Origin of the sequence: Paraburkholderia sp. BL18I3N2 (genome assembly GCF_003001875.1) — a bacterium.
GTDB classification, from domain to species: Bacteria; Pseudomonadota; Gammaproteobacteria; order Burkholderiales; family Burkholderiaceae; genus Paraburkholderia; species Paraburkholderia phytofirmans.
Genome location: NZ_PVNC01000011.1, coordinates 1 through 24,318, shown reverse-complemented (window position 1 = coordinate 24,318; position 24,318 = coordinate 1). Strand labels below are relative to the sequence as shown.

The following is a 24,318-nucleotide window of genomic DNA, read 5'->3' as shown; positions in this document are numbered from 1 at the left end:
GCTCGACGTGCGTCGATCATGCGGAAAATGAAAAAGCCGTGGGATGATTTCATCTCCACGGCTTTTTTGTTTGGCCAGGCGCGGACTAGTGCAACCGCGTTAAAAGCGTCGAGTACGTTACTTCGAAGCCCAGCCCCAGAACATCAGCCACCACGCGCTATCGACGACGGCCAGTGCCGCGGCGAACCACACCATCGCGAGGCCGCGTTGAACGAAACGCTCGCTATAGCGACGCGTCACGAGCCAGGCGAGCCATGCGCTCCACAGGTTGGCGATCGCCAGAATCGCGATGCGCATATCCGACGCCCACCACAACGACACATGCTCCGCGCGCAGCAGCGACAGCGTGGTCGCGGACAGGCCGAGAAACACACCCGCGCCGGCGATCGGAATCAGCCCTTGCGTCAAATGATGCAGACGCACGCCATTGAAGCGCCCCAGCATGCGCGTCGCGCCCATCAGCAGCACCAGCAGCACGGTGCCGTACACCAGCGCCGTGGCGAGGATGTAGCCGATCACCATCGTGCCGTCGAGCCACGAAAACACGTCGTTCTGTTCGGGGTAATGCGTGAACAGGAACCACGGCGCGTTAGTGTCGAGCGGCCACGTGATGTCGTGATCGACCAGCCAGTTCGCGAGGAAAATCTTCAGATCGACGAACCAGCGCGATGCGGTCCAGTGGAACGCGCCGATCGCGATGCCGAGCAGGCCGTACAGGATCAACGCGGTATCCCACGGGTTGGCCTGCTTGTCGCCCAACTGCACCACTTCCGATGACGGCGCGCGCCACGTCAATGCAATCGCGTCGCGGTGGCCGCTGCAACGGCCGCACATATGGCAGTCCGATGCGCCCTTCATATTGCGCAGCGGCACGAGCGGCGCGCAATTGATTGGAATCACGCGATGCCCATGCTCGCCGTTCTTGTACGAACGGCGCCATGCCTCTTCATCGACTTTGTAGTGGAACGGCGCGAGCCGCGCCAGAAGCGAAAAAACCCCGTTGACGGGGCAGAGGTATTTGCACCAGACGCGCTTCTCGCGTCCGTATAACAAGCCGATGATCATCGCCGCGAAGGTCGAGCCGCCTAACACCAGCAGCACGGCTTTCGGATACTGGTAGACGCTCACCATCTGACCGTAGATGGTAGTGATGCCGAACGCGACGAACGGCCAGCCGCCCCAGCGCATCCAGTGCGGAATCGCCCAGCCTCGGCCGTATTTGCTGGCGAATTCGGCGAGCGCGCCTTCGGGACACAGCACGCCGCACCAGACGCGGCCGAGCATGACCATCGAGAGCAACACGAATGGCCACCAGATACCCCAGAACACGAACTGCGCGGCGAGCGTCAGGTTGTTCCACAAGTGCGCCGTGTCGTCCGGCAGCGGCATCACCGCCGGCACCAGAATCAGAAACGCGTACACCGCCACCACGACCCACTGAATACCGCGAATCGCGGCACCGTGACGCTGCATCCACTGCCCGGCCGCCGCGAGGCGGCCCGGGCGGGTCATTACCGTACTCATGCCGTGCGCCCAGCGGCTTGCCGCGCCGGCTTGCGATTCGCGCGGCGCAGCAGCAGGTAGACCACGCCCCAGTACGCCGCATACGCGATCAGATTCATCAACGCCGGGTGAGCGCGATAGCCGGTGAGCGTGGCGACCAGCGAACCGAAAGTGCTCGAATCGTCGAGGATTGCCGACGAATTCCACATCTGGTCGACGATGGTCGGCAGGATTTCCTTGTCGATCAGCTTGTCCACACCGGTCTGGAACAGACCCGCGCCGAGGAACAGCAGCATGATTTCCGTGATGCGGAAAAAGAGCCGCCACGAAAAGATCTTGCCGCCCAGCTGCAGCATATAGAAGGTCAGGAACGCAAGCGCCAAACCGATCACGACCGCGAGCATCTGGCTGGCGTCCACGTGACCCGACTGGCCGAAGCCGAGGCCGTACAGAAAGATCACCGTCTCGCTGCCTTCACGCGCGATCGCCAACGCCACCAGCAACGCGACGCCCCACCAGTTCGAATCGCGCTGGCTCTTTTGCAGCGACTGTTCCATGTCGCGCTTGAGCGTGCGGCCATGCTGCTTCATCCACAGCACCATCTGCACGATCAGCACGCAGGCGACCAGCACCATCGCGGTCTGGAAATAATCCTGCGCGTCGCCGGAGAGCACTTCGGTGAAACCCACGAGCGCGGCGCCGAGCGCCACCGCCGCAATCAAACCGGCTGCCACGCCGCCCCACAGGTACGGCAAACCGCGGCGCGCATCGTCGTCGCCATTTTTCAGCCACGCGTACAGGATGCCGACGACCAGCAACGCCTCGACACTTTCCCGCCACACGATGAATAGAATCTGACCCATCAAGCTCTCCCTTCTTCTGGTCTGGCGAGCGCGCGACCCGTCGAGGCGCTGCGCTCGCGTCCCAAGTCACTACTTCGCGACGATGACGCCCTGCGCCTGCTGGTGAAAATCGTCGAAAAACTTGTACTCGCCCGGCTCGAGCGGCGCGATCACGACGAACGAATCCGCGCCCGGCGCCAACACTTTTTCTTTACGCAACTGCACGCTTTCGAATTCGGCCGCACCTTTGCCCGTGTTGCGCACTTCGATCTTGATACGCTGCCCCGCCGGCACTTCGATGCGGGCCGGATTCAGCTTGCCGTCGTTCATTTCCAGCTTGAAGGTCGGCAGGTCGGCGGCCTGCGCCGCGCTTGCCAGCAAAACTGTGGCGGCGAAGATCGCGATCTTTCGGTTGATTCTCATTAGCCCTTCCGGAAAACGCGGCGCGTTGGCGGTCAATCGCCAACGCGCCGTCTGCTGCACTGGCTCGTTCGGCCTCATTTGGCCATCCAGTCACGCGCGGCCACGCGGCAAAGCCTGCTCACGCGTGATGACGCGCGGAGATCAGTAGCCGCCCTTCTTGCCGATGCCGGCGTACGCGAAGTCGTATTCGAGGGTAATCGGCTTGAACCACGGACCCACGCCGGTTTCCTTGTCGACGTGCCGGCCGAACGCCATGTGGCCCGATTGCATCGGCGCCTCGACGATCATCTTCAGGTGATACTTGCCCGGGCCTTGCAGCTTGACGTTGTCGCCGTAGTGCGGGCCGTCGTTGGCGACCATCGGCATCAGGTCGCCCTTTTGCGTCTGAGTCGAACCGGCTTTCGTCAGTTCGTAGTGCACTTGCAGATACGGCATCCAGTCGCCTTCGGCGAAACCGGTCGGATTGTTCTTGACCGCGTGAATGTCGGCTTCAAGGTGGATGTCCGAATCAGAGGCTTTGCGCATCATGCCTTCGGGTTCCATCGTGATCGGCTGCAGATAGACCGCATTGAGTTCCATGCCGCCATGAATCTGCTGCTTGCCGATCGGATATTCCGCCGCCGCTGCCGAGAAAGCCGCGACTGCGGCCACCGCTGCTGCGCCACCACGCACAAATGAAGAAATCCGCATTGAAACTCCTTATTTTTATCAGACTGGAATCGAACCCATTGGAACAGTGCGTCGCGCATGCCTTGCGATGCAACGGCCGCGGCGCTTGAACACCGCGACTGGTCGCCGGCGGGCGGCATTACGAACGTTAATGCGAACCATTCTCAATATTGGTCGAGTTTATCATCGATCGCATGGGAGAACAAATGAGAACGCGCGGCAAGCCTTGTGGCAGCAGGGTCTTAAGGCGGACTTAAGGAAGCGCTGGTGAGGAAGTGATGCGATGCCCGGCGAGTGGCCGGCATGGATCGACCGGGCGCGACGCATTGCCGCGCCCCAAGGCGCGCGGACGACTTAGTCGACGCCCGACACGTGATCGCCGACGTTCGCGCCGAACACGCGCTGGCGCAGCAGCGCGAGCTGGTCGCGGGTGTGCGCAGCCTTCTCGAACTCGAGGTTTTTGGCGTGCTCTATCATCTGCTTTTCGAGGCGCTTGAGTTCCTTGGCAAGCTGCTTCTCGGACATGTCCTCGAATTTCGCGCGCGCCTGCTGTTCCTTCAGTTCGGCGCGGGCGTCGTCGACGTTGTACACGCCGTCGATAATGTCGCGAATGCGCTTGACCACCCCGCGCGGCGTAATGCCGTTCTCGAGGTTGAAGGCGATCTGCTTGTTGCGCCGCCGCTCGGTTTCGTCGATGGCGCGGCGCATCGAGTCCGTAATCTTGTCGCCGTAGAGAATCGCCTTGCCGTTCACGTTCCGCGCCGCCCGGCCGATGGTCTGGATCAGCGAGCGCTCGGCGCGCAGAAAGCCTTCCTTGTCCGCATCGAGAATCGCGACCAGCGACACTTCAGGAATATCCAGCCCTTCGCGCAACAGGTTGATCCCGACCAGCACGTCGAAGGTGCCCAGACGCAGATCGCGGATGATTTCCACCCGCTCCACGGTGTCGATGTCGCTGTGCAGATAACGCACCTTGACGCCGTGGTCGGCCAGAAACTCGGTCAACTGTTCGGCCATGCGCTTGGTCAGCACCGTGACCAGCACGCGGTCACCCGCCTTGACGCGCTCGTTGATCTCGCCGAGCACGTCGTCGACCTGGCTGCGCGCCGGGCGCACCTCGATTTCCGGATCGACGAGGCCGGTCGGACGCACCAGTTGCTCGGCCACCTGCCCTGCCGTCTTCTGCTCGTAGTCCGCCGGCGTGGCCGACACGAACACGACCTGACGCATCTTGCGCTCGAACTCGTTGAACTTGAGCGGCCGGTTGTCGAGCGCCGACGGCAGGCGGAAACCGTAGTCGACCAGATTTTCCTTACGCGCGCGGTCGCCGTTGTACATGCCGTTCAGTTGGCCGATGAGCACGTGCGATTCGTCGAGCAGCATGAGCGCGTCCGACGGCAGATAGTCGACCAGCGTAGGCGGCGGCTCACCGGGCGCCGCGCCCGAGAAGTGCCGCGAGTAGTTCTCGATGCCCTTGCAGAAGCCCAGTTCCTGCAGCATTTCCAGGTCGAAGCGCGTGCGCTGTTCGAGCCGCTGCGCTTCAACGAGCTTTCCGCCGCTATAGAAGAATTCGAGCCGCTCGCGCAGTTCGGCCTTGATCGTTTCGACCGCGCGCACCACGGTATCGCGCGGCGTCACATAGTGCGACGACGGATACACCGTGAAGCGCGGAATCTTCTGGCGCACGCGGCCCGTGAGCGGATCGAATAGTTGCAGCGTTTCGATTTCGTCGTCGAACAACTCGATGCGCACCGCCATCTCGGCATGCTCGGCCGGGAAGATATCGATCGTGTCGCCGCGCACGCGGAACGAGCCGCGCTGGAAGTCGGCCTCGTTGCGGTTGTACTGCATGGCGATCAGCCGCGCGATGATGTCGCGCTGGCCGAGCTTGTCGCCGGTGCGCAGCGTCAGAATCATCTTGTGATATTCAGACGGGTTGCCGATACCGTAAATCGCCGACACGGTGGCGACGATCACCACGTCGCGCCGCTCCATCAGACTCTTCGTGGCCGACAGCCGCATCTGCTCGATGTGCTCGTTGATCGACGAGTCCTTCTCGATGAACAGATCGCGCTGCGGCACGTACGCTTCCGGCTGGTAGTAGTCGTAGTACGAGACGAAGTACTCGACCGCGTTGCGCGGGAAGAACTCGCGGAACTCGGAGTAGAGCTGCGCGGCGAGCGTCTTGTTCGGCGCGAACACGATCGCCGGGCGTCCGAGCCGCGCGATCGTATTGGCCATCGTGAAGGTCTTGCCGGAACCGGTCACACCGAGCAGCGTCTGGAACGAGAGGCCATCTTCCACGCCTTCGACGAGCGTGTCGATCGCCGTGGGCTGGTCGCCGGCGGGCGGATACGGCTGGTAGAGCTGGAACGGCGAGCCTTCGAACCGGACAAATTTGGATTCGTCCAGCGTTTCGTCGGCTTCAGTCAGATGTTGTTCGGACATGGGGGGCGGTACCGGGCCTTGGGGGCAAAGAACTATTCTAACGGGTTGCGGGAATCGAAGATCGAGCGGCTCTGCGTAGGGTTTTGGGGAGTCGCGTGGGCAGGTTCAGGCGCAATGCTGTGGCCCTTTGGGCGCAGTCGCGTGGCATTCGCTCACGACGACCGAACTGCGGCAACGAGCCCTGATTCGGCCGGCTGCGGGCCGCTTTCCGGCTATCTCCCTGCGGCATGGCGGATAGTGCCGCTGTTGCCAAGTGGCGCCGGAGTGCCTGTTTTTCAAGCAAAAAATTCCCTACGGGCGGCGTTGGCGTCCGAAAAACGGGCGCGAATTCGTTACAATGCGAAGCTGCGCTCGGTCGCCGTCGCCCGCAGCGCGTCCACGTTTTGCGTCGGACGCCGCTGGCCCGGCCGTCCGCGATCGAAGCCGCCCTCTTCTCACTACTGCTGCCCACCCATCATGTCTCTGTTCTCCGCCGTCGAACTTGCTCCCCGCGACCCGATTCTGGGCCTGAACGAAGCCTTCAACGCCGATGCGCGCACCACCAAGGTCAACCTTGGCGTCGGCGTGTATTTCAACGAAGAAGGCAAGATTCCGCTGCTGCGCGCCGTGCGCGACGCCGAAAAGGCGCGCGTCGAAGCTGCGCTGCCGCGCGGGTATCTGCCGATCGAAGGCATTGCCGCTTACGATGCCGCCGTGCAGAAACTGCTGCTCGGCAATGACTCGCCGCTGATCGCAGCGGGCCGCGTCGTGACGGCGCAGGCATTGGGCGGCACGGGCGCGTTGAAGATCGGCGCGGACTTCCTGAAGCGCCTGAACCCGAACGCGAAGGTGGCGATCAGCGATCCGAGCTGGGAAAACCACCGTGCGCTGTTCGAAAGCGCAGGCTTCGAAGTCGTGTCGTATCCGTACTACGACGCGCACACCCACGGCGTGAATTTCGACGCCATGCTGAGCGCGCTGAACAGCTACGCAGCAGGCACCGTCGTCGTGCTGCACGCGTGCTGCCATAACCCGACCGGCGTGGACCTGAGCGTCGAGCAATGGAAGCAGATCGTCGAAGTGGTGAAGGCGCGCAACCTGGTGCCGTTCCTCGATATCGCTTATCAAGGTTTCGGCGACAACATCGAAGCGGACGCTGCAGCCGTGCGTCTCTTCGCAGCGTCGGAATTGAACGTGTTCGTGTCGTCGTCGTTCTCGAAGTCGTTCTCGCTGTACGGCGAGCGCGTCGGCGCGCTGTCGGTGATCACGGCGAGCAAGGAAGAAGCCGCTCGCGTGCTGTCGCAACTCAAGCGCGTGATCCGCACGAACTACTCGAACCCGCCGACGCACGGCGGCTCGGTGGTCGCGGCCGTGCTCGCGTCGCCGGAACTGCGCGCCACGTGGGAAACCGAACTGGCTGAAATGCGTGACCGTATTCGCGCCATGCGCAACGGTCTGGTCGAACGCCTGAAGGCGAGCGGCGTGGATCGCGATTTCAGCTTCGTGAACGCGCAACGCGGCATGTTCTCGTACTCGGGTTTGACGGCGCCGCAAGTGGACCGTCTGCGTGAAGAGTTCGGCATCTACGCGGTGAGCACCGGTCGCATCTGCGTAGCTGCGCTGAATACGCGCAACCTCGACGTGGTGGCCAACGCGGTCGCTCACGTGCTGAAGTAAGGCATTGGCGGGCGCGGGCATTCATTGCACGCGCTCTGCTGGAACTGGTTGTGGAAACGGCGCCCTTTCAGGGCGCCGTTTTTGTTTGTGGCCCGATGGCGGTTTGCAACGCGCTTGTTGCTGGTTGCTTGTTGCTCGAACAAAGCCGCTTCGATACCGCAAGGATTGCCACAATTGCCGCGACCCACTTCGGTCACGCGCTACTCAGACTCGTGACTCCTTCAGCGTGCATCCCGATGGATATCGTGCGTGACAAAGCCCGCGTCGTTATCCGGCATGTCAAGCCAATCGGGTTGCGCGAGCGAATGGCGGATGTCCTCCAAACCGCTTTGCCAATGTTCACGCATCGTCGACAGGCCGAACTGAAAGTCCTTGTAGTGACCTTCGTATTCCTTGTGCCGGTAGATCAGATGGACCACGTTGTAGCGCTTCGAACACGACAGATCCTCGGCCAACTTGCACCACGGGTCGTCACGCTGATCGGACGGCACGCGATCCAGGACCTCGCGCAACACATGCCGGAAACGCTGCGACCGCTGCAGCATATCGGTCACGAGACGCGTGCGGCTCGAATACTGAATGTCTTTCATGCGCCCTTGCACATCGGTGATGTTGTCCGGCACTGGTCCGATCGCGCTCCAGAGATCGACCTGAAAGGCGAGCGTGTCGCGACGCGGCGTGGACTGGATCACCTCATAGAGCGGCGTGTTCGACATCAAGCCACCGTCCCAGTAGTACTGACCGTCGATCTCGACCGCAGCGAAACCGGGCGGCAACGCGCCTGACGCCATGAAATGCTCGGGCCTGAGCGTTGTATGCGTGTTATCGAAGTACGCGAAATTTCCCGTGCCGCAATTGACCGCCCCCACCGAGACGCGCATTTCCTTCGAATTGATCCGGTCGAAATCGCAGAACGCTTCGAGCGTGGCCTTCAACGGCGTGGTGTCGTAATAGCTGGCCAATTGCGGCGGCCCGGATACCGTGGGCAACGGCGGTGGGAAGCGCGGCACAAAAAAGCCCTTCTGCCCCTCGACGATGGCGCCCACGGCCTGCGTTGCCGTAAAGGCCTTGCGTACGGCGTCGCTGGAATTGAAGAGAGCGTGCTCGATAAACGCAGGCAGCGGCGGCCCGAAGGCCGGCTGGCAGATCGTCTCCCAGAATTGCAACAGCCGTTCAACGCGCTTTTCAGGCGGATTGCCGGCGATGATTGCCGTATTCAACGCGCCGATCGAAATGCCGGCCAGCCAGTTCGGCTCGATGCCGGCCTCGTAAAGTCCCTGAAAGACACCGGCCTGATAGGCGCCCAAGGCGCCCCCGCCTTGCAGCATCAAGGCGATGGTTTCGTACTTGGGCAACTGGAGGTGCCGGCCGGGATGCGCGGAGGGCGCCGGACCGGCGCCCTCGCCTTCCCCGTCGCCGGGCGCGCCGACGCGCGCCCGCTTGAGATTGCGTTGCGCCATAGGCACCTCCTTATTGCATGTACCAGCCGTGGCTCACAATAAAGGACTGGCCGGTCAGCGCCGCCGTCGGGAACGTGGACAGGAACAGCACCGTTTGCGCGACGTCTTCCACCGTGGTGAAGACACCGTCGACCGTGCCGCCCAGCATGACGCGCTTGACCACGTCTTCCTCGCTGATGCCCAGCTCCTTGGCCTGCTCGGGAATCTGCTTGTCGACGAGCGGCGTGCGCACGAAACCTGGACACACCACATGCGAGCGCACGTTGTGCTTCGCGCCTTCTTTAGCCAGCACACGCGCGAGACCCAGCAGCGCGTGCTTGGCCGTCACATAGGCCGATTTGAGCGGCGACGCTTCGTGCGAATGGACCGAGCCCATGTAGATCACGATGCCGCCGCGATCGTCCTTGTACATGTGCTTGAGCGCGGCCTTGGTGGTCAGGAAGGCGCCGTCCACGTGGATCGCCTGCATCTTCTTCCAATCCGAAAACGAATAGTTTTCGATCGGATTGACGATCTGGATGCCGGCGTTCGAAATGAGGATATCGACCGAGCCGAGTTCCGCCGCCACCTTGTCGATGCCCTGATTAACGGCGTCTTCGTTCGTGACGTCCATCGCCACGCCGATTGCCTTGCCGCCGGCCTTTTTGATTTCTTCAGCGACGGCGTTCGCGCCGTCCTGATTCAGGTCGGCGATCGCGACAGCCGCGCCTGCTGCGGAAAGAGTCAGCGCAATCTGCTTGCCGATGCCGCTTGCGGCGCCCGTAACAACCGCAACCTTGCCATTCAGATTCGTGTTCGTTGACGACATCCATAACCTCCATGCAGTTGGTGAGCAATGAGACCACGGGCCGCGGGCGGCGGGAAGTCAGCCAGACGACATAGGCCGTCTGGCCGAATGCTGCACTGCGGCCAACGCTGCTATTGTGCATGAACCGCGTGAACTGCATCGGTAAACTGCGCGTCGAAGCGTATCTCTTTAAACTGGACGTTTCGGCAGAATTCCGGTGGCATCACCAACAAGGAGGAATGCATGAATTATCGACGTCTGGGCCGGTCCGGCCTGCAAGTCAGCGAACTGTCCATCGGCTCGTGGGTCACCTACGGCAATCAGGTGGACACTCACGCGGCGCGCGAATCGCTCGCGGCAGCGCGTGACGCGGGAGTCAACTTCTTCGACAACGCCGAGGTGTACGCCGGCGGCAAATCCGAAGAAATCATGGGCCAGGCGCTCAAGGAACTGGCGTGGCCACGCGTGAGCTACGTGGTGTCGACGAAATTCTTCTGGGGACTCGCGGAAGCACCAAACCAGTGCCACACGCTGAACCGCAAATATCTGCTGAACGCGATCGACGCGTCGCTCAAACGGCTGCAACTCGATTATGTCGATCTGGTGTTCTGTCATCGTCCGGACCCGAACACGCCGGTGGAGGAAACCGTCTGGGCCATGAGCGACATGATCACTCGCGGCAAGGCGCTGTACTGGGGCACGTCCGAATGGAGCGCCGATGAAATCCGCGCCGCTTACGACATCGCGGAGCGGCATCATCTGCACAAGCCGGTCATGGAACAGCCGCAGTACAACCTGTTCCATCGCAAGCGCGTCGAGGAGGAATACAAGCGGCTTTACGAGGATATCGGCCTCGGGCTGACTACCTGGAGCCCGCTCGCATCCGGCTTGCTGACCGGCAAATACCGTGACGGCGTGCCGGCCGACAGCCGCGCGCAATTGCAGGGTTACGACTGGCTACGCAAGCAGGTCACCGACGCGGGCAAGAACGACGTGGTCGGCAAGCTCGGCGAAGTGGCGGACGAGTTAGGCTGTACGATCGGTCAACTCGCCATTGGCTGGATTCTGAAGAATCCGAATGTCAGTACCGTGATAACGGGTGCGTCGCGGGTCGAACAGATCGGCGAGAACATGAAGTCCGCCGACGTGGCCGAGCGGATCACTCCGGAAATCAAAACGCGAATCGAGGAAATCATCGGCGACGCGCACGACTGAGCGGACTCGGGTGAGCGCGTAACATGGCCGTGGCGGCACTGCGGCCATGGCCGCGTTACGCGTGCAGCCCGCTGCAATGCGCGGTGTGCAACGCGGCGTCGCGTACAATACGCGACCGCGCTGCACACCGGCGCCGTATGCCCATTGTGCAGCCGCATTGCATCCGCATCGCCGAATCCGCCCTGGAGCGGCATGCCCTCTTTCAGCGTCTCCTCATCATGCTCAGCTACCGCCACGCCTTTCATGCAGGCAATCACGCCGACGTTCTGAAACACGCCGTCGTGTTGCAGCTTCTGCGCTACCTTGGCCAGAAGGACAAGTCCTACTGGTATATCGACACGCATGCGGGCGCCGGTGTCTACTCGCTGAAGGAAGGTTACGCGACCAAAACCGGCGAGTTCCAGACCGGCATCGGCAAACTGTGGGGGCGCAACGACCTGCCGCCGATGTTCGCCGACTACGTCGACGAAGTGAGCGCGCTCAATCCGGACGGCCAGTTGCGTTTCTATCCCGGTTCGCCGTATATCGCGTGGCGGCAGATGCGCGAACAGGACCGCATGCGCCTGTTCGAACTGCACACCACCGAAATCGACGTGCTGCGCCACAATTTCCGCGACGCGGGCCGTCGCGCGATGCTGTATGCGGGCGACGGCTTCGACGGCATTCTTGCCTTGTTGCCGCCGGCCCCGCGCCGGGCGTTGGTGCTGCTCGATCCATCGTATGAGGACAAGCGTGACTACATCCGCACGCTGCGCTGCGTCGAAGAAAGCCTGAAGCGTTTTCCGACCGGCACTTATGCCGTCTGGTATCCGCAGGTGAGGCGCCCTGAATCGCAGCGCTTCCCCGACCAGCTGAAGAAGTTGCAGGACAAGAACTGGCTGCACGTGAGCCTGACTGTCAGCAATCCGCCGGAGGATGGTTTTGGGCTCTTCGGCAGCGGCATGTTCATTCTGAACCCGCCGTATACGCTGGCAAAAACGCTGAAGGACCAGATGCCCTGGCTCGTCAAGGCACTCGGTGAAGACAAGGCCGCGCAGTTTAAGGTGGAGTATCGCGGCGACTGAGTTTCTTGTTGTGGGCTGCGAGCTTTTGTTGGCCGCGAGCTTTTTGCAGCCTTCACGCTTTTGCGGCCTCCGACCCTTTGCGGCCTCCGAGCGTACACAGTTCGCCGAGCTGGGCTAGCGTTGTTTTCGCCGGCCACGCGCGCACCACGCGCGCGGCCCGTCGAGTTGCTCAGTCAGCCCAAGCCACCGACTATTTGAGCTGCGCGGCGGCCTTTCGGGCGAAGTCGTTGGTATACGTCGCGTTCAGGTCAATCTTTTTCGGATCGAGCCGGTTATCGAACGAGGACAATGCGCGCAACGATGTCGCCGGGCCGTCCGCAGGCATCAAGCCGTCGGGCGAATAAGCGTCGCGCACGTTGTGAAAGGCCTCCACATAGAGCGCCGAATCGTTGAGCAAATAGGCCGGCGGCACCATCTTCAGCAGATCGGCGTCGCTCGCGCTCTGCAGCCAGTGATCCGCGCGCACGATGGCATTGGCGAGCGCCTGCGTCGTCTTCGGATACTTCTGGATGAAATTGTCCGAGGCATAAAGCGTCGCCGCCGGCATCGTACCGCCGAATACCTCCTGCGTGCCCTTCACCGTACGCGTATCGACCAGCACCTTGATCGCGCCGCTGCGCGCCAGCTTGGTTATCATCGGATCCACGTTGGAAAGCGCGTCGATCTGGCCGCCGCTTACCGCGGCCAGCACGGAGGCGCCGCTGCCCACGCCGATCGCCGAAATCTCGTTGCGCTGCACGCCGGCTTTGCGCAAAGCCACGGTGAGCACGAGATCCGTCGACGAACCCGGCGCGCTCACGCCGACTTTGGCGCCTTTGAAGTCCGCCAGAGTCTTGAACTGATCGGCCTTCGATTTCAGCACCGCGACGACGATTTGCGGCGCGCGCCCCATCAGCGCGAACGCCCGGTAGTGCTGCCCTTTCTCCTGCATGAACAGCGTGTGCTCGAACGCGCCGGCGCCCACGTCGGCGCTACCACCCACGACCGCTTCCAATGCTTTCGATCCGCCCGCGAAATCCTCGAGCGTGACGTCAAGTCCTTCGTCCTTGAAGTAGCCCAACTGTTGCGCGGCGAGCACCGGCAGATAGTAAAGGCCCGGCAGACCTCCAACGGCCATGGTCAGCGCAGGTTTTTCCGGTGTGTCTTTGGCAAGCGCGGCGCCAGGCAGCGCGGCCAGCGCAAGCAGCGTAACGCAGGCGCCGGCGGCCTGTCGCATCCAGTGAGTCGGCATTCGATGTCTCCTTGTTCTGTTTTTCGTTCGATGCGGTCGTGCCGGGCTTGATGTGTAGTCCGGAATCGCTGGCGAGAGACCGCGCGCGATGATTGTCGTCGGACGGTTGCGCCCGCGCCATGCGCCCAAACCCCAATGGCGCACGCGACGCGTCGGCGCATGAGTTGTAGATTCGTTGTGTGCGCTCGCGCTCAAGGCCACGCTGTTATCGTTGGTCGAAGAGGAGGAGAAATTGGGTCAACCAAGTGACGCTCAGGCGGGCACCCGTACGTCGGCGGGTTGGCCATGCACGCACAGGCATTGACTAAGATGGGAAGCACTGCCGTGAGAAGTCGCGTCTCCAGCATTGCCAAGCCGAGGCGCTAGACCACGCTGCGGTTGCGCTGGCGCGGACCGTCGCCAGCGGTGACGGGATCTGAGCCGGAGACTGAGAGCGCCTATTTCGGCCGAGGCGCTGGACGAGGCTGCGGTTGCGGCGGCAACGTACCTCCTCCTGTGGGCAACTGTATATAAGGCGCCACGACGATCGGAATCGACGAATTCGGCGCCAGCTCGGCCGGCGTCGCGATGGGCTGCGCTTCGACGATCGGCTGATGCGAAAGCGGCGCGGTCTGCAGCACGGTTCCGCTCTGGCCGTCATTGATGCCATTCTGCGAGTCGAGAATCACCGGCTTACGCGCGCTGGCCGACGCCGCATAAGCGGTCGACACGGCGAAGGCCGTGCTCAGCGAGGCTGCAATGGTCACGGCCAGAATGGATATGAGCGGGCGGACAGGTGGCATGGGCGGACCGGTTGAGTGTGGGAAAGCCGGATTTCGCGAAAACGCTTTACCTTACCGCGACGGTCGCCGCGAGGCTAGTCGATATTCGCCACGCGTAGCGTTCAAGCGCCGTCCGACTGAATACTCGCAGTCCAGATGTGACAAAGCCCCGCATAGACGGGGCTTGACGCTTTTACTGCCGTGGCCGCGATGAACGCCGCCGGGTCAAACGCGATGCCGATGAAACTTACAGCGAGTAGCCGTTGGTTTCGAGCGAGCGGATACGCTGTTCGAGCTGGACGATGTCCGACGACGATGCCAAATAGGCTTCGCGACGGGTGCGTTCAGCGGTTTCAAACCAGGTGCTCAGCTTTTCAAGTACGTATGCAAACATGATGTTCTCCAAGGATCAGATTGAATCCCCGGTGGATTGGGCATCAGGGATTTCCCGTAAAAGGGTTAACCCTGATTATAGTCCTACGGTGCAACTTGGCTAGTGAAATGCCCGCATGACGTGCATTCCGATTTGGAATGGTGCACGCGCTTGGTGCGCGCAAGTGACTGATTTAACTCAATTTGAGAGTCGTTTTTCGCTTCAATCGATGTCGCCCTATATTGTTTAGCCCAATATTGGTGCAAACACCCCTGTGGTTGCGACAAATCGAAGCATAAGGTTGCACCTTTGGCAAAACACAATCTCAAATCCGATGACAACCTTGCCCCGAAACCAGATCAGTGTCGGCGAGGCGCTCGATAATCGGACAATCGGGACGGTCGTCGCCGTGACAGTGGTCGGCGAGATGCGCCAGCGTGTCGCGCATGTCGGTCAGTTCGGCGATGCGGCGGTCAAGTTCCGCGACGTGCTCCAGCGCAATGGTCTTCACCTCCGCGCTAGCACGCGAGCGATCGTGCCACAGCGCAAGCAGCCGTCGGATATCCTCGATCAGAAAACCAAGCCGGCGCGCCTGGCGGATGAAGCGCAGCGAGTGAACCTCTTGCGGACCGTATACGCGATAGTTGGCGCTGGTACGCGATTTCGCCGCCAGCAAGCCGACACTCTCGTAGTAGCGGATCATTTTCGCCGTGAGGCCCGACGCGCGGGCCGCTTCACCGATATTCATGACCGTTTCTCCAGTGTGTGCGTCGATCGTACACCTTCCCATGGTGGGAAGGTCACCCACTGAATTGCGGATCGGCAGGCATAATTCAACCGTCGCACTATCCATTTTCCCGAGGCAATCCCGATGACGATCGAATTCCAGGTAGAAGGCATGAGCTGTCAGCATTGTGTGACGGCGGTCACGAACGCCATCCGCGAACACGATAACGGCGCGCAAGTCCGCGTGGATCTGGCGTCCGGGCGCGTCGCGGTGGAATCGGCGCAACCGGCCGAGACGCTGAAGGCTGCCATCGACGAAGCCGGCTACACCGTGACGGGCATCACAAGCGGCACGGCCAGCGGTTCACCCGGCGCGGCCCGTTAAGCGAGTTCATCATGTTCAAAGTTGCCGTCATTGGTGCCTCCGGGCTGCTTGGCCGCGCGCTCGTCGACGAACTGGCGCAGCAGAGCGACTGGCAAGTCGTCGCCACAGCATTCAGCCGGCCGGCGCCGGGCAAGGTCGCGCTGGATATCCGCGACGTGCGGGCGGTGGAGCAGTTCGTCGAACGCGAAGCGCCGGACGCACTCGTGATTGCCGCGGCGGAGCGTCGGCCGGACGTGTGCGAGCATGATCCCGCGCTGGCGCGCGCGCTGAATGTCGATGCGGTGCGCACCCTTGCCTCGGCGGCAAACCGGCGCGGCGCATGGACGCTGTCGATCTCTACCGACTATGTGTTCGACGGCACGCACCCGCCCTACCAGCACGATTCCGTGCCCGCGCCGCTCAACGCCTATGGGCATAGCAAGCTTGAAGGCGAGCACGCGCTGACTGAATCGACTGACCTCGGTTGCGTGTTGCGTCTGCCGCTGCTGTACGGGCCGATCGTCAGTTGGGCGGAGTCGGCCGTGACGAGTCTCGTGCCTGCGATCGCCGGGTCGGCGGCGCCGGGGAGCAAACCCGCCGTCATGGATGCATGGGCGATCCGTTACCCCACCTTCACGCCGGACGTCGCGTTCGTGATCCGGCAGATGCTTGAACGGCATGCGCAGGGCGACGCGATTCGCGGCATCGTGCAATGGTCCAGCGACGAACCGATGAACAAGTACGAGATCGCCGTGCGCCTTGCCGAAGCGCTGCAACTCGACGCGCATCTGACGCCGCAAGCTACGCCGGCCGATTCGACGCCTCGGCCACATAACTGCCACCTGGCTTCGAGCCGCCTCGAGGCGCTCGGCATAGGCCGGCGCACGCCGTTCGATACGGCGATTCGGCAAGTGTTAGCGGCGTTTCCGTGGCGCGGCGCCGCACACGCATAAAACGTTTTGTCTGGCAGGTAGGGTTGAGCGCAGCGAGCCGCCCGCGTTGTTATTCGATCGATGCGCGCCGGCGCGACGGCCTTACGTCGAGCCGGTGCGCTTGCCACCGCGAACCGCCCTCAATGAAAATCGCGGCTCGCCGTGGCCAGTTCACCCAGCCATTCGCTGTGGTCTTCGAGGCGATGAGCGACGAGATGGATCACCTCGCCCTTGTTTTTCCGTTTCGCCTTAGCCTGATTCGCGCTCATTCCGTCGCCGGCATTGTCGCCGCCGGTCGCCACGCCGTCGTCGCGCTGCAAAACGCCGTAGACCGCCAGCAACGATGCGCCCAGCAAAACCTTGCGCTGCTTTTCCACCAGTGACGGCCAGACGATCACATTGATCGAACCGGTCTCGTCTTCGATGGAAACGAACACCGTGCCGTTTGCCGTGCCCGGCCGCTGCCTCACAGTGACGATGCCGCACGCTCGCGCCAGCGTGCCATGCTGACACGCGGCGAGTTCGGCGGCCGTGCGAAAACGATGCTGGGCAAGGCGTGCACGCAATAGCGCGAGCGGATGACGATTGAGCGTGAGGCCAAGGCTCGCGTAGTCGTCGACGATTTCGCGGCTTTCAGCTGCCTGCGGCAACATTAGCGGCGCTTCGGCGATCGGCGCATCGCGCAGCAGTTTGGGCACCGAGTGCTGCGCCGTCACGGCCCACCACGCTTCGCGTCGATGTCCCGCGATACTGACCAGCGCGTTCGCCGCGGCAAGCGCTTCGAGATCGCGCCGCGTCAGGGCCGCGCGGCGCGCCAGATCGTCGACATCGGTAAACGGCGCCTCGTTCCGGGCGGTCATGATGCGTTCGGCCGCCGCTTGCGAGAAGCCCTTGATCAGATGCATGCCGATGCGCACAGCGGGGCCGCGCGCGCCATAAGTGTTCGACGATTGAAACACGCGGGCAGTCAATCGCTGCGCCGCGCGCCGGACCGTCCTGCTCACCGTCAGACGCCGCAGCGAAAGATCGCGCAATTGCTGCGCGGATAGTACGGCTTGCTGACGATGCAAACAGGTTTCGTCCGCTGAGATCCGCTGTCCTTCATGACCACGCCTCTCGAATGTCGACTCCCAATCGCTCAAGGTCACGTCGGGCGGCAACACCTCGACGCCGTGACGCTTTGCATCCTGAACGAGTTGCGACGGCGAATAAAACCCCAACGGCTGACTGTTCAGCAAACCCGCCAGAAAAGCAGCCGGTTCATAGCGCTTCAACCATGCGCTGAGATAGACGAGCAGCGCGAAGCTCGCCGCATGGCTCTCCGGAAAACCATATTCGCCGAAGCCTTCGATCTGTTTGCAGATGCGGTCGATGAACTCCTGTTCATAGCCACGCTTGAGCATCCGCTCGTTCAAATCCTTCTGATACTTCGCGAGGTTGCCGCTGCGCCGCCATGCGGCCATCGCGCGCCGCAACTGATCGGCCTGCTCACCGGTATATTTCGCCGCAACCATCGCCAGATGCATGACCTGTTCCTGGAAAATCGGCACGCCGAGCGTACGTTCGAGCACGGGACGCAATTCATCCTTCGCGTAGTCGACAGCCTCGAGCCCCTGCTTGCGGCGCAGATAGGGATGCACCATACCGCCCTGAATCGGCCCGGGCCGCACGATCGCCACTTCGATCACGAGATCGTAGTACTTGTTGGGCTTCAGGCGCGGCAACATGCTTTGCTGCGCACGCGATTCGATCTGGAATACGCCGATCGTATCGGCATGGCCGCACATTTCGTAGACGGCGCGATCCTCGCGCGGAATATCCTGCACCCTGAACTTCGGAAAGCCGCGCCTCAACGCGACGAATTCCAGCGCGCGCCGGATCGCCGACAACATGCCGAGCGCCAGCACGTCGACTTTCAGCAACTTGAGCGCGTCGATATCGTCCTTGTCCCACTCGATCACACTGCGGTCTTTCATCGTCGCGTTCTCGATCGGCACGAGTCGCGACAGTTTGTCTTTCGCGATCACAAAGCCACCGACGTGTTGCGACAGATGACGCGGGAAAGCGCGCAACTCCTTCGTGAGACGAATCAGATTCCGCGTGATGTGCGAATTGGCGTCGAAGCCCGCTTCGGCCAGATATTTGGCGACCGCATCCGTGCCGTCCCACCATTGTTGTGACTTGCTGATCCGCTCGATCAACGACACCTCGAGACCCAGCGCCTTGCCGACGTCCTTCAGTGCACTACGCGCGTGATATGTAATCAGCGACGCAGTCAGCGCCGCCCGATGACGGCCGTACTTCGTATAGATATATTGAATGACCTCTTCGCGCCGCTGATGCTCGAAGTCGACGTCGATATCAGGCGGCTCGTTGCGCGCGCGCGAGATGAAGCGTTCGATCAGCATGTTCATGTGCACCGGATCGATTTCCGTCACGTGAAGGCAATAACAAACGATCGAATTCGCCGCTGACCCTCGCCCCTGACACAGAATGTTTCTGGAGCGCGCGAAACTCACGATATCGTGCACCGTCAGAAAATACTTTTCGTATTTCAGATCGGCAATCAGCCCCAACTCCTTTTCGATCTGACCGATTCGCTTCAGGTCGATGCCCTTGGGCCAGCGCTCCATCGCGCCGGCCATAACCAGTTTGCGCAGATAACTCGACGGCGACTCGCCGGCAGGCACGAGTTCCTCGGGATACTCGTACTTGAGTTCGTCGAGCGAAAAACGGCATAGCGCGGCGATACGCAGCGTTTCTTCCAGCGTATCGCGCGGATATAGTTTGCCAAGCCGCACACGCGTACGCATGTGCCGCTCCGCGTTCGCCTCGAGCGCATGGCCGCATTGCGATAGCGGCGTGACGAGGCCGATGGCGGTCATCGTGTCCTGCAACGGCTTGCGCGATCGGGCATGCATGAGAACGCCGCCTGCCGCGACCAGCGGCAAACCGCTCGTTTTTGAAATCATGCGCAAGGCGTCGATCTGAAGATCGTCGCTGCCCGTTTGCCAAAGTTCGAGCGCGATCCACGCCCTTTGTGCAGCGAACGAGGCGAGCCAATGCGCGCAACGCAGCGTATGCGAGAGCGTCGCCGCGCGCTGCGGCACAAGCATCAGGACGCAATCGGGTAAGGTTTTTAGATGCGCCAGATGGGGTAAGGAGTCGGTGAAGTCGGACGGACCGAGGCGATAGCTGCCTTTGTCCGCGCGCGAGCGGGCTAGCGTAATCAGTTCGGAAAGGTTGCCGTAGCCGTTGCGGTTGGTTGCTAGCGCAACGAGGGTGCAGAAGGGAGCGCCGGTTTCGTCGGTCAGATTGAGTTCGCTGCCGATGATCAGGTGAGGGAGGGGTTTTAGTGCCTCGGCTTCCGCGGTTTCCTGTGGCGCGGTTTCCTGTGGCGCGGTTTCCTGTGGCGCGGTTTCCTGTGGCGCGGTTTCCTGTTGCGCGGTTTCCTGTTGCGCGGTTTCCTGTTGCGACGCTTCGATTTTTGTCGCGTCTTCCGAAGGCGCTTCCGATTGCGCAGTGTTTGCCTTGTCCTCGCGCTCTTTCTGCTGACGCTCCCGCTCCGTTTTGATTTCCTTCAACGCCGTGTGAGCGCGCACGACCCCGGCCAACGAGCATTCGTCGGTGATGGCGAGCGCGCTGTAGCCGCGCGACATCGCTTGCTCGACGAGTTCATGGGGATGCGACGCGCCCCGCAGAAACGAGAAATTAGTCAGGCAATGCAATTCCGCATACGCCGGCAACTGAGTGGCGAGTGGCTGCTGCGCGAGGAATGACGGCTGGGTTAGTGGCATGATGGTCAGCCGAACAAACCCTGCAAATACCACTCGCCGTTAAGGCGTTCGCGGTATACCCAGAACATATGGCCCCGGTCGTCGGCCGCGACATAGTAATCGCGCTCTACCCGGTTGCCGTCCCACCACCCTGCTTCGATCCGCTCGGTGCGCGTGAGCATTTTCAGTGGCCGACGATAGATGGGCCGCTGGTCGCGCATCATCAGGCGCAGCGGTTTATCGAGCATCCAGACCGGGCGAGGCTGCGACGGCAACGCACTGTCGGGTAGATCGAGCGAGGTTTGGGTATCGGCCGGTTGGGAGTCGGATAGGCGATTGTTTTTCGCGTTGGCTGTTTCGTTTAGCTGTTGGGCTGCTTGTGTCGCTAGTGCCACTCGCGCAAGCGCATCGTTGTCTGTGCGCCCCTCTTCAGCCGATGCGGCGTGCTGCAATGCGTCGGTCAGCCAGGCGTTGTCTGCTTTAATTTTTGTCCGGGCTTTCGCCGGCGAACGCTTCTTGCGCGAAAACGCTTGCGCCTCGTAGGCTTCGACGCGCATTGCCCGCTCGGGACGATGATCGTCCTGCACCGACATCTGCAGCACATTCTCCGGCCCCAATCGCGCGCTCAGGCGTTCGAGCAGACGCGCAATCGAATCGCCATCGGATTCGGGCATGGGAAACAAGGTGTCCGACTGCCCGGCATATTCGCCGATTTGATCCGCAACCAGCTTCAACTCGATGACCGGTGCCGCCAGCACGGTCTGATTCAATTTTTCCCGCAGCAACCAGATCAGATGATCGGCATCGCGCGACGGTATGGCCCACGCGACCTTCAGGCTCGATGTCGTCGGCGCATGACGGGACGCCAACTCATGCTCGAGCAGCAACGTATAGCCGCTGAGCGCCGCGTGATGCGCGCTCAGCCAGCCGGCCAGTTGCACGATCAGCCGACGCGCGGCGAACAGCAAGGCATCCGCGTTGTCGACCCGCGAGGGCAATTCCAGTTGCGCATGAAACGACGCCGGCGCACGAAACGATTCGCGTGGATCCGGGCGCGTGCCATACGCCTGTGCCAGCAAATCCAGAATGCCGCTGCCGAAACGTCGCACGACACCGGAGCGCGGCAATTGACGCAAATCGGCCAGCGTCGTGCAGCCGACGTGCGCCAGCGCATCGCGATGCGCTGGCGTGACCGGCAGCAGCGATACCGATAAACCATCGAGGACACGCGCAAGCGACGTCTCCTTGATCACGTGCCAGCGATTCTTCTGCCGAACGGCACGGGCCTGCGCCAATAGCCACGCTCCCCAGGCAGTCGGCGCACAGGCGATGCGCGCCGTGTAGCCGAATTCCGCCACCGTGGCCGACACCCGCGACAACAACGCGCGCAAGCCGCCGAACAACCTCAACCCGGAGCCGACTTCCAGCAACAGGGTATGCGCTTCGGCAAGCGACACTTTCGGCGTGTACGTCAGCAAGGCAAGCGCTATGGCTTCGAATGCCTGAGTTTCGCGGGCGGCGTCGGCGGCAAGCAGTTCGAGCCCCGGCGCCAACGCCAAGGCGTACGAACGCGAATGACCCGCGTGCACGCCGGCGCGCAGTGCGTCGAAATCCGGCATCAGAATGTGCGCGTGGTCGGCTAGCGCGTAACAACGCCCTACGACGATGTTGTCGGCATCGTGAAGTTGGCTTGTCTCGTCGCGCGATTCACGCCGATTCGGCTTCGCGAGCGAACCATCCGGGAGCGGCGCGAGAGGCTTCACCGCTTCCAGCGACAAGAGTGGCAATGTGACTGCGATCCACAGCATGTTTAATCTCTGGCCCTTGATGGCCACCGACTCCGTTTTCCGGCAACAAGACACTTTGTAAAGGCAAAACGAGACGAAGAGGCTCGGCTAGCGGCGGCCCGCGACGCTTGAAGATGTCGATCGACAAGCCAATCTCCTGTAGCCATTGACGACGGTTGATCGTCTGCGCATTGGCCGGCAAGAGCGGCTCGCAAATCATTCGCAATGGCGCCGGGGAAGATTGCGCCGCGGCTTCGACAGGCCGGATCAAAAATGCCAGCGATGCCGACTCCTGAGCCGCCACTTGCAGACGCCTGACCTTGTCGGCGCGCGCATTCGGCAGCCAAACCAGGACCGCGCCGATGCCATCCTGCTTCAAGGCCTGAGTGGCGGCCCACAAGGCCTGATCTTCACTCGAGCGCACCCATAAGACTCGCTCGACATCGACACCCCAGGCTCTCAATGCGGCAGCGCATGGCTGATACGGAGGCGCCACGAGCATGACATGCCGCTTGGCGTGCTTCGTCAGATGACACAGCGCATGGGCTAGCAGACGTACTTCACCCACTCCACCATGCTCGATCAACAATTCCGTCAGACCGCCGGCTGACCAGCCTTGCCCCGGCAACAAACAATCCAGCGCGGCAAAGCCGCTGGAAATCACACGCGAGTCTGCCTCGGCAAGCTCATTGCCCTGCCACACCTGACGCCGTAATTGGGACGACAGGGCGGACGTCGCAAGCTGAATCGCTGCTGCCATAGACACGCTCTTGAATTAGGGAATGCTCCGCCCTGCCCGGCATCGAGCAAGCGTGGGGTGACGAGTTTTCACTGTATATTTATACAGTATTTTGGAGTGAATGTTAAGACGGAGGGATGCTGCCTGAATATCGCAGGAAGGGTTTGAGGAAGTGATGAATGCTTTTTAGGACGTAAGTCGTGATTGATCTGGACGACATCACGAATGAAGGGGTCGCCACGATTCATTGGATGGGTGGCGTCGCACGGGTAAATGTTGGTCGATATCCATCCAGCCAACACTTCAGTGCTGTTGAGGTCATGCGCAAGCCCGGCGGGCAGTGGCCGGACAGGGCGCTTGCGGTGACCATGAACCGCATGCGAGGCAAATCGCCAGACGGCAAGACCTGGGCCACGGTCGGTGTTACCGAACTGCGCGAACGGCTAGGAATTGCGCCATTCGATCCGATGGCATCACATGCGGAGACGATCAGCGTGGAAGAGGCATCACGACGACAGGGAATCTATGGGAGCTCGATTCACCGACTGATACGTGAGGGAGTACTGCCTGTGACCCAGCTCATGCCTTCGGCGCCCTGGCAGGTCCCTGTTGCTGCAATCGATTCCGAAGCCGTCAGGGAAGGTGTACGGGCTATCAAGGGACGGCGCCCACCTCACTTCAAGGCCCGGCAGGAGGCAGATAAGTCACTCAAACTGCCCGGCTTCTGACTTAAGGATGCACTATTTCACGAGACTCCTGCGCTTGTCGCGAAACACAAACGCGCAGCACCGCAGAACGGATCACGTTCGACCGCCGTTTGCACCTTCGCCGCGAGACCGTTGAATCCGTCACGCCTGCTGCTAGCCATATACGTGTGCCTGCTGGCAGGTCAATCACGCCGAGGTCCGTACACTGTTTGCAGTACCCCGAGTTCCAGCGGACCCTCGACGCGAACACGCAAAGTGCCAAGCTCAATGACAATGACCAGGGCGTCTTCGGTTCGGCTGGAAGCTGTACCGGAAGAAACGTTTCTGCAAGCAACTGACGCGGACCCGACCAGTTCCGGTTGTTGATGGATGCGGCGCCAGCGCGAAATCAGGTTGGCGTTCAGACCATACGCGCTGGATCGTCGTCTTTTGCCACGACCGCTTCCCGGAACTCATGCGAGTAGTTCTTCGATCCGGCCTGCGACCTCTTGCCTTCGCTTCCATCAATCTGGTCCCCATCAAATTCTAATGGAAACCAGATTGGCAGCGTTGCAGCCCCCGTGAAGACGGTACTGCCATGACGCTTACTTTATAAAAGCCTTTGTGGCTGTTGAAAAACGGCTATTTAGCTTCGGCTTGGACGGTTGTGAAGGGATGGATTGAGGGGTCGAGTATGGATGCAGAAAAGATGTCAAGGACTAAAGGCTGACGGGCTACGCGAACGCGTTGCGGCTGGGCAGGGAGTGAAGGCGGCTGATCACGCGGGATTGTTGCGTGTATGGCGGCGGGGTAAACGCAGAAACCCCACCTTTTTGGGGTGGGGTTTCTGATGCTGCTGGGGAGCCTGACGATTAC

General features: G+C 61.7%; 21 protein-coding genes. 6 read left to right on the top strand and 15 right to left on the bottom strand.

Annotation, left to right across the window (positions count from 1 at the left end):
• Window positions 1–117 precede the first annotated feature (117 nt).
• From B0G75_RS25310 to uvrB, 5 genes are all read right to left on the bottom strand, one after another.
• Window positions 118–1,524 (bottom strand): 4Fe-4S binding protein, encoded by a 1,407-nt coding sequence (locus B0G75_RS25310; RefSeq protein WP_106312010.1) that lies wholly within the window; start codon window positions 1,522–1,524, stop codon window positions 118–120.
• On the bottom strand, window positions 1,521–2,366 hold the full coding sequence (locus tag B0G75_RS25305; RefSeq protein ID WP_106312007.1) for an FTR1 family protein: 846 nt from the start codon (window positions 2,364–2,366) through the stop codon (window positions 1,521–1,523). The genes B0G75_RS25310 and B0G75_RS25305 overlap by 4 nt, the downstream gene beginning before the upstream one ends.
• Window positions 2,367–2,435: 69 nt before the next feature.
• Window positions 2,436–2,768 (bottom strand): cupredoxin domain-containing protein, encoded by a 333-nt coding sequence (locus B0G75_RS25300; protein ID WP_012432429.1) that lies wholly within the window; start codon window positions 2,766–2,768, stop codon window positions 2,436–2,438.
• A gap of 141 nt (window positions 2,769–2,909) precedes the next feature.
• The gene (locus tag B0G75_RS25295) at window positions 2,910–3,458 is read right to left on the bottom strand and encodes an iron transporter (RefSeq protein WP_106312004.1); all 549 of its coding nucleotides are present in this window, start codon (window positions 3,456–3,458) and stop codon (window positions 2,910–2,912) included.
• Between the two features lie 333 nt (window positions 3,459–3,791).
• Complete coding sequence (uvrB, locus tag B0G75_RS25290; protein WP_106312001.1) at window positions 3,792–5,885, bottom strand: excinuclease ABC subunit UvrB; 2,094 nt, start codon at window positions 5,883–5,885, stop codon at window positions 3,792–3,794.
• 456 nt (window positions 5,886–6,341) lie between these two features.
• On the opposite strand from uvrB, the gene B0G75_RS25285 reads away from it, so the two are divergent.
• Window positions 6,342–7,541: an amino acid aminotransferase gene (locus B0G75_RS25285; RefSeq protein WP_106311998.1), complete on the top strand. Its 1,200-nt coding sequence runs from the start codon at window positions 6,342–6,344 to the stop codon at window positions 7,539–7,541.
• On the opposite strand, the gene B0G75_RS25280 is transcribed toward B0G75_RS25285, so the two are convergent.
• The 3 genes from B0G75_RS25280 to B0G75_RS25270 are packed head-to-tail and all read right to left on the bottom strand — an operon-like array spanning window position 7,526 to window position 9,809.
• The gene (locus B0G75_RS25280) at window positions 7,526–7,738 is read right to left on the bottom strand and encodes a hypothetical protein (RefSeq protein WP_106311995.1); all 213 of its coding nucleotides are present in this window, start codon (window positions 7,736–7,738) and stop codon (window positions 7,526–7,528) included. The two genes, B0G75_RS25285 and B0G75_RS25280, sit on opposite strands and share 16 nt — an antisense overlap.
• A 24-nt stretch (window positions 7,739–7,762) precedes the next feature.
• Window positions 7,763–9,001: a patatin-like phospholipase family protein gene (locus B0G75_RS25275; RefSeq protein ID WP_106311992.1), complete on the bottom strand. Its 1,239-nt coding sequence runs from the start codon at window positions 8,999–9,001 to the stop codon at window positions 7,763–7,765.
• Window positions 9,002–9,011: 10 nt separating this feature from the next.
• A complete protein-coding gene (locus B0G75_RS25270; RefSeq protein ID WP_106311989.1) occupies window positions 9,012–9,809 on the bottom strand; it encodes a 3-hydroxybutyrate dehydrogenase in 798 nt (265 codons plus the stop codon).
• A gap of 222 nt (window positions 9,810–10,031) precedes the next feature.
• On the opposite strand from B0G75_RS25270, the gene B0G75_RS25265 reads away from it, so the two are divergent.
• Together B0G75_RS25265 and B0G75_RS25260 are read left to right on the top strand one after the other, a co-directional pair.
• The gene (locus B0G75_RS25265; protein WP_106311986.1) at window positions 10,032–11,003 is read left to right on the top strand and encodes an aldo/keto reductase; all 972 of its coding nucleotides are present in this window, start codon (window positions 10,032–10,034) and stop codon (window positions 11,001–11,003) included.
• Between the two features lie 218 nt (window positions 11,004–11,221).
• Complete coding sequence (locus B0G75_RS25260; RefSeq protein WP_106312447.1) at window positions 11,222–12,067, top strand: 23S rRNA (adenine(2030)-N(6))-methyltransferase RlmJ; 846 nt, start codon at window positions 11,222–11,224, stop codon at window positions 12,065–12,067.
• 190 nt (window positions 12,068–12,257) lie between these two features.
• Here B0G75_RS25260 and B0G75_RS25255 read toward each other — a convergent pair whose 3' ends face one another.
• The 4 genes from B0G75_RS25255 to cueR all read right to left on the bottom strand — a co-directional run bounded on the left by B0G75_RS25255 (window position 12,258) and on the right by cueR (window position 15,180).
• Window positions 12,258–13,298 (bottom strand): ABC transporter substrate-binding protein, encoded by a 1,041-nt coding sequence (locus B0G75_RS25255; RefSeq protein ID WP_106311983.1) that lies wholly within the window; start codon window positions 13,296–13,298, stop codon window positions 12,258–12,260.
• A gap of 437 nt (window positions 13,299–13,735) precedes the next feature.
• The gene (locus tag B0G75_RS25250) at window positions 13,736–14,080 is read right to left on the bottom strand and encodes a hypothetical protein (RefSeq protein ID WP_106311980.1); all 345 of its coding nucleotides are present in this window, start codon (window positions 14,078–14,080) and stop codon (window positions 13,736–13,738) included.
• Between the two features lie 226 nt (window positions 14,081–14,306).
• Window positions 14,307–14,453, bottom strand: coding sequence for a DUF3563 family protein (locus tag B0G75_RS25245; protein ID WP_012432419.1), 147 nt, complete (start codon window positions 14,451–14,453; stop codon window positions 14,307–14,309).
• 304 nt (window positions 14,454–14,757) lie between these two features.
• Window positions 14,758–15,180: a Cu(I)-responsive transcriptional regulator gene (cueR, locus tag B0G75_RS25240; RefSeq protein WP_106311977.1), complete on the bottom strand. Its 423-nt coding sequence runs from the start codon at window positions 15,178–15,180 to the stop codon at window positions 14,758–14,760.
• A gap of 123 nt (window positions 15,181–15,303) precedes the next feature.
• On the opposite strand from cueR, the gene B0G75_RS25235 reads away from it, so the two are divergent.
• Together B0G75_RS25235 and B0G75_RS25230 are read left to right on the top strand one after the other, a co-directional pair.
• Window positions 15,304–15,543 (top strand): heavy-metal-associated domain-containing protein, encoded by a 240-nt coding sequence (locus B0G75_RS25235; RefSeq protein WP_106311974.1) that lies wholly within the window; start codon window positions 15,304–15,306, stop codon window positions 15,541–15,543.
• Between the two features lie 11 nt (window positions 15,544–15,554).
• Window positions 15,555–16,475: an SDR family oxidoreductase gene (locus B0G75_RS25230; protein WP_106311972.1), complete on the top strand. Its 921-nt coding sequence runs from the start codon at window positions 15,555–15,557 to the stop codon at window positions 16,473–16,475.
• Window positions 16,476–16,594: 119 nt separating this feature from the next.
• Here the strand turns inward: B0G75_RS25230 and B0G75_RS25225 are convergent, their stop codons facing one another.
• The 3 genes from B0G75_RS25225 to imuA are packed head-to-tail and all read right to left on the bottom strand — an operon-like array spanning window position 16,595 to window position 22,777.
• Complete coding sequence (locus B0G75_RS25225; protein ID WP_106311969.1) at window positions 16,595–20,251, bottom strand: error-prone DNA polymerase; 3,657 nt, start codon at window positions 20,249–20,251, stop codon at window positions 16,595–16,597.
• A gap of 5 nt (window positions 20,252–20,256) precedes the next feature.
• Complete coding sequence (locus tag B0G75_RS25220) at window positions 20,257–22,038, bottom strand: DNA polymerase Y family protein (protein WP_106311966.1); 1,782 nt, start codon at window positions 22,036–22,038, stop codon at window positions 20,257–20,259.
• The gene (imuA, locus tag B0G75_RS25215; RefSeq protein ID WP_106311963.1) at window positions 21,938–22,777 is read right to left on the bottom strand and encodes a translesion DNA synthesis-associated protein ImuA; all 840 of its coding nucleotides are present in this window, start codon (window positions 22,775–22,777) and stop codon (window positions 21,938–21,940) included. The genes B0G75_RS25220 and imuA overlap by 101 nt, the downstream gene beginning before the upstream one ends.
• Window positions 22,778–22,956: 179 nt before the next feature.
• On the opposite strand from imuA, the gene B0G75_RS25210 reads away from it, so the two are divergent.
• On the top strand, window positions 22,957–23,484 hold the full coding sequence (locus tag B0G75_RS25210; RefSeq protein ID WP_181309339.1) for a hypothetical protein: 528 nt from the start codon (window positions 22,957–22,959) through the stop codon (window positions 23,482–23,484).
• Window positions 23,485–24,318 lie beyond the last annotated feature (834 nt).

Coding starts and splice junctions, on each gene's coding strand:
- B0G75_RS25295 (WP_106312004.1), bottom strand. CDS start 3,458: ATGCGGATTTCTTCATTTGTGCGTGGTGGCGCAGCAGCGGTGGCCGCA.
- B0G75_RS25270 (WP_106311989.1), bottom strand. CDS start 9,809: ATGTCGTCAACGAACACGAATCTGAATGGCAAGGTTGCGGTTGTTACG.
- B0G75_RS25255 (WP_106311983.1), bottom strand. CDS start 13,298: ATGCCGACTCACTGGATGCGACAGGCCGCCGGCGCCTGCGTTACGCTG.
- imuA (WP_106311963.1), bottom strand. CDS start 22,777: ATGGCAGCAGCGATTCAGCTTGCGACGTCCGCCCTGTCGTCCCAATTA.
- B0G75_RS25300 (WP_012432429.1), bottom strand. CDS start 2,768: ATGAGAATCAACCGAAAGATCGCGATCTTCGCCGCCACAGTTTTGCTG.
- B0G75_RS25285 (WP_106311998.1), top strand. CDS start 6,342: ATGTCTCTGTTCTCCGCCGTCGAACTTGCTCCCCGCGACCCGATTCTG.
- cueR (WP_106311977.1), bottom strand. CDS start 15,180: ATGAATATCGGTGAAGCGGCCCGCGCGTCGGGCCTCACGGCGAAAATG.
- B0G75_RS25245 (WP_012432419.1), bottom strand. CDS start 14,453: ATGTTTGCATACGTACTTGAAAAGCTGAGCACCTGGTTTGAAACCGCT.
- B0G75_RS25265 (WP_106311986.1), top strand. CDS start 10,032: ATGAATTATCGACGTCTGGGCCGGTCCGGCCTGCAAGTCAGCGAACTG.
- B0G75_RS25275 (WP_106311992.1), bottom strand. CDS start 9,001: ATGGCGCAACGCAATCTCAAGCGGGCGCGCGTCGGCGCGCCCGGCGAC.
- B0G75_RS25305 (WP_106312007.1), bottom strand. CDS start 2,366: ATGGGTCAGATTCTATTCATCGTGTGGCGGGAAAGTGTCGAGGCGTTG.
- B0G75_RS25235 (WP_106311974.1), top strand. CDS start 15,304: ATGACGATCGAATTCCAGGTAGAAGGCATGAGCTGTCAGCATTGTGTG.
- B0G75_RS25225 (WP_106311969.1), bottom strand. CDS start 20,251: ATGCCACTAACCCAGCCGTCATTCCTCGCGCAGCAGCCACTCGCCACT.
- B0G75_RS25220 (WP_106311966.1), bottom strand. CDS start 22,038: ATGCTGTGGATCGCAGTCACATTGCCACTCTTGTCGCTGGAAGCGGTG.
- B0G75_RS25310 (WP_106312010.1), bottom strand. CDS start 1,524: ATGAGTACGGTAATGACCCGCCCGGGCCGCCTCGCGGCGGCCGGGCAG.
- B0G75_RS25230 (WP_106311972.1), top strand. CDS start 15,555: ATGTTCAAAGTTGCCGTCATTGGTGCCTCCGGGCTGCTTGGCCGCGCG.
- uvrB (WP_106312001.1), bottom strand. CDS start 5,885: ATGTCCGAACAACATCTGACTGAAGCCGACGAAACGCTGGACGAATCC.
- B0G75_RS25260 (WP_106312447.1), top strand. CDS start 11,222: ATGCTCAGCTACCGCCACGCCTTTCATGCAGGCAATCACGCCGACGTT.
- B0G75_RS25250 (WP_106311980.1), bottom strand. CDS start 14,080: ATGCCACCTGTCCGCCCGCTCATATCCATTCTGGCCGTGACCATTGCA.